The sequence below is a fragment of the Nonomuraea sp. KM90 genome, assembly GCF_052246675.1.
Classification (GTDB): Bacteria; Actinomycetota; Actinomycetes; order Streptosporangiales; family Streptosporangiaceae; genus Nonomuraea.
In genome coordinates this window covers 1-6,275 of the sequence record NZ_JBQQCB010000257.1, presented here as the reverse complement: position 1 = coordinate 6,275, position 6,275 = coordinate 1, and the positions used below count along the sequence as shown (strand labels likewise).

Sequence of the window (6,275 nt, the reverse complement as noted above, 5' to 3'; positions counted from 1 at the left end):
CTGCCCCGCGAACACCTCCCGCCCGACCCCGCCCTCCGGGCCGCCTACCTCCCCCAGTACGAGCGCTTCCTGGCCCGGGGACGGGCCTGACCAGCAGCAGAGACACCAGAACAGGAGCACGAATGACCAGACCCGAGACGATCACCTCCGCACCCACGCTCGACCTGCTGGCCAGGCCGTCCGGCGGGTTCGCCATGGTCGCGATGGACCAGCGGGAGAGCCTCAGGCAGATGTACGCGGCGGCCACGGGCGAGCGGGTGGGCGACGAGCGGCTGACGTCGTTCAAGCTGGCGGTGGCGCGGGAGGTCGGGCCGCACGCCTCCGGCTTCCTGATCGACCAGGACTACGGGTTCGGGCAGGTCGCGGCGGAGGGCGTCGTCGGAGGCGGCCTGATCGTCGCCGTGGACGCCCTCCAGCAGGACCCCGACGGGCCGGTCGAGGACACCTCGATCGACGAGCGCGTCGACCTGGCCGCCGCCCGGGAGGCGGGTGCGGTCGCGGCCAAGCTCCTGCTCATCTGGCGCGACGACGAGCAGAGGGGGCGGCGGCTGGAGACGGCGGCCGAGTTCGTCCGGCGCTGCGCGGACGCGGGGCTGCTCTCGGTCCTGGAAGGCGTGGCCAAGCCGGCCGCCGGTGTTCCCGAGGGGGCCTTCGACGGGCCCGGCGCGATCAGGGAGGCGGCGCGGGAGCTGGCCGGGCTGCGGCCCAGCCTGTACAAGGCGCAGGTGCCGCTCGGCGGGGCGGCCCCGGAGGAGCGCCTGCGCGAGGAGTGCGCGCTCCTGGACGAGGTGATCCCCGTACCGTGGGTGGTGCTGTCGCAGGGGGTGGAGCGGGACGACTTCCCCGCCGCCGTACGGGCCGCGTGCCGCGCGGGCGCGTCGGGCATGCTCGCGGGGCGGGCCATCTGGAGCGATGTGGTCGGCTCCGGGGACGTGCCGGGCGGGCTGCGGGCCCGCTCCGTGCCCCGGCTGCGGCACCTGGCCGCGATCGTGGACGAGCACGCCCGCCCGTGGCACGCCTCAGGCGAGGGGGCGGCCCGATGAGCGGGGACACGCCGAAGATCGCGATGCTGCACACCGTGCCCGCCCTCGCCGGGCCGCTGACCGAGCTCGCCGCCGAGGTGCGCCCCGGTGCCCGGATCCTGAACTTCGTCGACGAGAGCCTGCTCCAGGACACCATCGCCGGTGACGGGCCGCCGCCGCACGTGCTGCGCCGGGTGGTGTCGTACGCGGCGTACGCGAAGGAGTCCGGGGCGGCCGTGCTGCTGGTCACCTGCTCCTCCATCGGCGAGGCCGCCGAGCAGGCCCGCCCGTTCGCGGAGCTGCCGATCCTGCGCATCGACGAGCCGATGGCCGAGCAGGCCGTACGGGCGGGCGCCCGCGTCGGCGTGCTGGCCACGCTCGCCACCACGCTCGGCCCCACCACCCGCGCCGTCCAGCGGGCCGCCGACCGGGAGGGGGTGGCGCGGGAGGTCGTGCCGCACCTGTGCGACGGGGCCTTCGAGGCCCTGCGCGGCGGCGACCCGGCCCGCCACGACGCCCTGGTCCTGGCCGGGTTCCGGGAGCTGGCCGGGAAGGTGGACGTGGTGGTGCTGGCCCAGGCGTCCATGGCGCGGATCGTGGGGGAGGCGGGCGGGGACGTCCCGGTGCTGTCCTCACCACGCTCCGGCGTGGCCCAGCTCGCCTGACGGAGGCGGCCGGCCCAGCCGGGGCGGTCGGCTCAGCGGGGCGCAGGAGCGGCCGGCTCAGCCGGGGTGCGGGACCGGCCGGCTCAGCCGGGGCGCAGGACGATGCGGCCGCCAGTGGTGCCCGCGGACTGGCGGCGCCAGGCGTCCGGGGTCTCCTGGAGCGGCACCACCTCGTGCGCCACCGCCAGCCGCCCGGCGGCCGACTGCTCGGCGACGAACGCGACGGACGCCGCCCGCTGCTCCCGGGTGAGCTCGTTGTTGGTGTACCCCAGCACCCGGAGCGAGCGGCTGCGCAGCGTGGCGGAGTCGAGCGGGCACGTCTCCGACGCCGACCCGCCGAGGTTGACCAGCCTGCCGCCCTTGCGCAGCACGCGCGCCGCCGCTGCGGCGGGGACCCCGAAGAGCGGGTCGAGCACCAGGTCCACGGGCCCGTCGCAGACGGCGGCGAACCGCTCCCCGAGCTCGGCCACATCAGCGGCGCCCAAGGCCCCGGCCTGCCCGGCCGGTTCCAGGCCGAGGGCGACCACGGCGTCGGCGCCCGCCTGCCCGGCCCGGTCGAGGCCGCCGGGGGAGTGGGCGGCCGCCACCACGCGGCGGGCCCCCGCCAGGCGGGCGAGCTGGATCGCCGCCTGGCCCACCACGCCGCCCCCGCCGAGCACCAGCACCTGCTCGCCCGCCACCAGCTCGCCCCGCCAGGTCAGCGCCATGTGGGCGGCCACGGCGGACAGGCCCAGCGCGGCCACCGCGAACGGGTCGGCGCCGGCGGGCAGCTCGACCAGGTCCTCGGCCCGGGCCGATGCCAGCTCGGCCATGCTGCCGTCACCCGGCGCCATCCCGGCCGAGGTCGGGAACCACACGAGCCGCCCGTCCGCCGTGCCCACGCCCTGGACGCCGGGCACGTAGGGGAGGGCGGGCGCCCCGAAGTAGGACGTACCGGTCGCGCACAGCAGGTCCAGCGGGGTGATCGGCGCGGCCGTCACCCGCACCAGCACCTCAGCCGGCGCCGGCGCGGGCTCGGGACGCTCGGTGACGACGGGCGCCCGCCCGCACACCTCGACCTGCGCGGCCCGCATCAGCCCGCCCCAGGTCTCGACCGGCCGGGGCTCGCGAGCCGGCCGGTGCCGCCACGGAGGGCGGCGGGCTCCGGGTGGGTGGCGCGCATCAGGTGGCGATGTCCGGATAGGGCAGGCTGTGGTGGGACAGCCTGCGGGCGTATTCGAGCTGGAAGCCCAACGGCTCGGCGTGGTCGCGCTCGAACATGGCGATGAACAACGTCAGCGTCAGGAACGGGTGCGCCCCCAGCGCGAACAGCTTCGCGTAGTCGTGGGCGGCCAGCGCCTCGCGTTCGGTGTCGTCGAAGCGCAGCCAGGTGGACGACTCGGCGGTGTGGCAGCCGAGGATGCGGTTGGCGTACTCGGCCTCCCACCACTCCACCGTCGCCCGCGGCTGCTCGCGGTAGCGTTCGACCAGCTCGGGGTCGCGATCGACGGTGAACAGGAACTTGTTCAGCAGGTATTTGCTCACGAGCGGCCGCCTCCGTCCGGGTACCAGGTGAAGTACGCCTCCATGGTGTGGAACAGGTCGTAGGTGTCGACGTAGTCGGCTTTGCGGCCGTCGCCGGCGACGCCCATCATGAGCATGAAGTCCATGAACCCGTGGGTGGCGTTGCCGGGGTTCCAGAGGCTGTCCAGGGTCACCTCGGCCAGGCAGCCCTCGATGTCCCCGGAGGAGATCCACTCCACGGCCTTGCGGTCGAACTCCGGGTCGGGGCCGTGCGGCCCGAACTGGCGGGGGCCGCCGAGTTCGAGCGACAGGTGCCCGGTGCCGATGACGGCCACCCGCTGGTTGCCGGGCCACGACTCCACCAGCTCCCTGATGGTCCGCCCGAGCTGCACGAACCGCTTGGGCTGCGGCAGGGGCGGGGCGAAGATGTTGGTGTAGACGGGCACGATCGGCAGGTCGTTCTGCGGGCGCAGGGTGATGATCGGGCACGTGATCGAGTGGTCGATCCGCAGCTCGTTGGAGAAGGCCAGGTCGAACCCGGCGTCCAGGCCCTCGCGCAGGATGTGCGCCGACAGGTCCTCCTGCCCGGTGAACAACATCCGGGGCAGGCCGAACTCGCGTTCCTCGTTGTAGAAGTTCGCGTCGTAGAAGGGCGCCTTGCCGACCAGGAACTGCGGCATGTTGTCCAGCCAGAACTGGTGGAAGTGGTCGGAGCCGACCATGACCAGCACGTCCGGCCGGGCCCTGGTCAGGGTCTCGCGGAATGCCTCGACCTTGCGCACCCACTCGTCGGCGAACGGCGGGCGCTCGTCACCGGTGGAGGTGCTGGCGCGGTAGTAGAAGGGGTGGTGGGTGGATGCGATGACGGCGACGACCTCAGCCATGCGAACCTCCATCGGGGAACGGCTCGGGCGGGATGGACCGGTTGTTCAGGTCCACCGACAGGAAGATCTCGTTGGCCACCGGCCGCCGCAGCTCCTCGGCGAGCTGCCCGATCAGCCCGGCGGTCCTGGCCAGCAGCGCGAAGGCGCGCAGCAGCTCCAGCGGCAGCCCCAGGTCGGCCAGCGCCGCCCCGCAGGCCCCGGCGCCGTTGACCGGCAGCGTCCGGCCCAGCACCTCGGGGTGCACGCGCCCGACGGCCGCCAGCAGCGACAGGTGCGGCCCGAACAGGCCCTCCTCGGCCGCGATCTCGAACAGCCGGGGCGTGCGCGGGTCGCCGTCCTTGTGCACGTGGTGGCCGAGCCCGGGGATGAGCTGCCGGCTCTCCCGCCGGGCGCGGACGGTCTCCAGGGCGAGCGCGTCCCAGCCCTTCTCGTCGCAGGGCAGCGGGTCGCGGGTGGCGAGCACCTCGTGCAGGAACCGGCCGCAGTCCTCGGTGACGCCGAGGAAGCGGGAGCCGCCGCCGAGCAGCCCGGCGGCCAGCGCGCCCTGGACGGAGTCCGGCGCCGACAGGTACGTCAGCCGCGTCACGATCGCGGTCGGCGTGAACCCGTGGTCGGCCAGCGCCGCCAGCACCGCCTCGAACACCCGCACCTCGCCCGGCGCCGGACGGCGCTGCGTGGCCAGCCAGAACGCCAGCTCACCGAAGCTCACCTCGCCCATCACGTCGGCGGCCAGGTCGCGGCCCAGCAGCGTGATCGACGTGGGGGAGGACGCGCCCAGCGCGGTCGGGTAGTCAGCCATGCCCGCCCTCCAGCCACTTGCGCAGCTCGGTGCCGTGCTCGTCCAGCTCGGGCGGCGGCAGGGCGTACCCGGCGGGTGTCTCGGAGAAGCGGATCGGATGCCGCGTGGTCGGCACGGCCCGCTCGCCCTCGCCCACCACGACGACCGGGTCCAGCCCGAACCGCTCCGCCGCCGCGAACCCGCCGTCGATCGTGTTGATCGGCCCGCTCGGCACGCCGGCCTCCACCAGCAGCGTGAACCACTCGTCGGCGGGCCGCAGGACGAGCCGCTCGACCAGGATCGGCCGCAGCTCCTCCCGCCGCTCGGTACGGTCGGCGTTGCGGGCGAAGCGCGGGTCGTCGGCGATCTCGGGGATGCCGAGCACCTCGCACAGCTTGCGGAACTGGCCGTCGTTGGCCGCGGCCACGATCAGGTCGTGATCGGCGGTCGGCAGCGGCTCGTACGGGAACACGCTCGGATGCGCGTTCCCCATCCGGTAGGGCACCACGCCCCCCGCCACGTACGCCGAGCTCTGGTTGACCAGCCCCGTCAGCGCCGACGACATCAGGTTCACCTCGACGTGCTGCCCCCGCCCCGTGGCTTCGCGATGCCGCAGCGCGGCCAGCACCCCGATGACGGCGTGGTTGCCCGCCATCACGTCGAACACCGAGATCCCGGCCCGGTACGGGGGCCCGTCCGGCTCCCCGGTCAGGCTCATCAACCCCGACATGGCCTGCACCATCAGGTCGTAACCGGGCACCCGCGCTCCGGCCCCCGACCCGAACCCGCTGATCGAGGCGTACACCAGCCCCGGGTTGACCGCGCTGGCGGCGGCATAGTCCAGCCCGTACTTGGCCAGCCCGCCCGGCCGGAAGTTCTCCACCAGCACATCCGCCCGCCGGGCCAGCTCCCGGGCGACCGCCGCGTCGCCCTCGTCCCGCAGGTCCAGCGCGATCGACCGCTTGCCCCGGTTGACCCCGAGGTAGTAGGTCGACGCCTCGCCCCGCGCGGGCGGCGTCCACGACCGGGTGTCGTCCCCGCCGGGCCCCTCGACCTTGACGACGTCGGCGCCCAGGTCGGCCAGCAGCATCGTGGCGTACGGCCCGGCCAGGATCCGGGAGAAATCGGCCACCAGCACGCCCGACAGCGGCCCTCCCGGCACGGTGTCAGTCATCCGGCTCCATTCTCGCGTCCGTTCAACGGACGTATGTCCGCTGATCCGATCTCAGCACTGACGCGTGTTCTCGTCAACCGTCTTGACAGGCCACTCATCACAGTGGCGGTGACCGTAGAGCGGACAATCGTTCGCAAGCGAGGAGCGTGCCATGAACGAGTTCGAGGCCGGACGCCCCGTGGTGCTGCGCGGTGGCACCGTGCTGCCCATGGACGGCAGGCGGGTGCTGCCCGGGACGGACGTCCTGGT

The 6,275-nt window shown here is 74.2% G+C and carries 7 protein-coding genes; 2 read left to right on the top strand and 5 right to left on the bottom strand.

What is annotated here, in order from left to right:
• The first annotated feature begins 122 nt into the window (after positions 1-122).
• Positions 123-1,043, top strand: coding sequence for a hypothetical protein (locus tag ACTWPW_RS62615; RefSeq protein WP_443174786.1), 921 nt, complete (start codon positions 123-125; stop codon positions 1,041-1,043).
• Positions 1,040-1,687 carry an aspartate/glutamate racemase family protein gene (locus tag ACTWPW_RS62610; RefSeq protein WP_443174785.1) on the top strand — a complete coding sequence of 216 codons (648 nt, stop codon included), beginning with the start codon at positions 1,040-1,042 and terminating at the stop codon, positions 1,685-1,687. The genes ACTWPW_RS62615 and ACTWPW_RS62610 overlap by 4 nt, the downstream gene beginning before the upstream one ends.
• An 83-nt stretch (positions 1,688-1,770) precedes the next feature.
• On the opposite strand, the gene ACTWPW_RS62605 is transcribed toward ACTWPW_RS62610, so the two are convergent.
• From ACTWPW_RS62605 to ACTWPW_RS62585, 5 genes are all read right to left on the bottom strand, one after another.
• Positions 1,771-2,760 carry a quinone oxidoreductase family protein gene (locus tag ACTWPW_RS62605; RefSeq protein WP_443174784.1) on the bottom strand — a complete coding sequence of 330 codons (990 nt, stop codon included), beginning with the start codon at positions 2,758-2,760 and terminating at the stop codon, positions 1,771-1,773.
• A gap of 88 nt (positions 2,761-2,848) precedes the next feature.
• Entirely contained in the window at positions 2,849-3,211 is a 363-nt protein-coding gene (locus tag ACTWPW_RS62600; protein WP_375112002.1) for a hypothetical protein, read from the bottom strand.
• Positions 3,208-4,074, bottom strand: coding sequence for an extradiol ring-cleavage dioxygenase (locus ACTWPW_RS62595; protein ID WP_375112003.1), 867 nt, complete (start codon positions 4,072-4,074; stop codon positions 3,208-3,210). The genes ACTWPW_RS62600 and ACTWPW_RS62595 overlap by 4 nt, the downstream gene beginning before the upstream one ends.
• Positions 4,067-4,873, bottom strand: a complete 807-nt coding sequence (locus ACTWPW_RS62590) for a citryl-CoA lyase (RefSeq protein ID WP_375112004.1) — start codon at positions 4,871-4,873, stop codon at positions 4,067-4,069. Before ACTWPW_RS62590 ends, ACTWPW_RS62595 begins: the two co-directional genes overlap by 8 nt.
• Positions 4,866-6,026: a CaiB/BaiF CoA transferase family protein gene (locus ACTWPW_RS62585; protein WP_443174783.1), complete on the bottom strand. Its 1,161-nt coding sequence runs from the start codon at positions 6,024-6,026 to the stop codon at positions 4,866-4,868. Before ACTWPW_RS62585 ends, ACTWPW_RS62590 begins: the two co-directional genes overlap by 8 nt.
• Between the last annotated feature and the right edge of the window lie 249 nt (positions 6,027-6,275).

Excerpts from the sequence above, each read along its gene's own strand:
- ACTWPW_RS62615 (WP_443174786.1), top strand. The coding sequence starts at position 123 with ATGACCAGACCCGAGACGATCACCTCCGCACCCACGCTCGACCTGCTG.
- ACTWPW_RS62610 (WP_443174785.1), top strand. The coding sequence starts at position 1,040 with ATGAGCGGGGACACGCCGAAGATCGCGATGCTGCACACCGTGCCCGCC.
- ACTWPW_RS62605 (WP_443174784.1), bottom strand. The coding sequence starts at position 2,760 with ATGCGGGCCGCGCAGGTCGAGGTGTGCGGGCGGGCGCCCGTCGTCACC.
- ACTWPW_RS62595 (WP_375112003.1), bottom strand. The coding sequence starts at position 4,074 with ATGGCTGAGGTCGTCGCCGTCATCGCATCCACCCACCACCCCTTCTAC.
- ACTWPW_RS62590 (WP_375112004.1), bottom strand. The coding sequence starts at position 4,873 with ATGGCTGACTACCCGACCGCGCTGGGCGCGTCCTCCCCCACGTCGATC.
- ACTWPW_RS62585 (WP_443174783.1), bottom strand. The coding sequence starts at position 6,026 with ATGACTGACACCGTGCCGGGAGGGCCGCTGTCGGGCGTGCTGGTGGCC.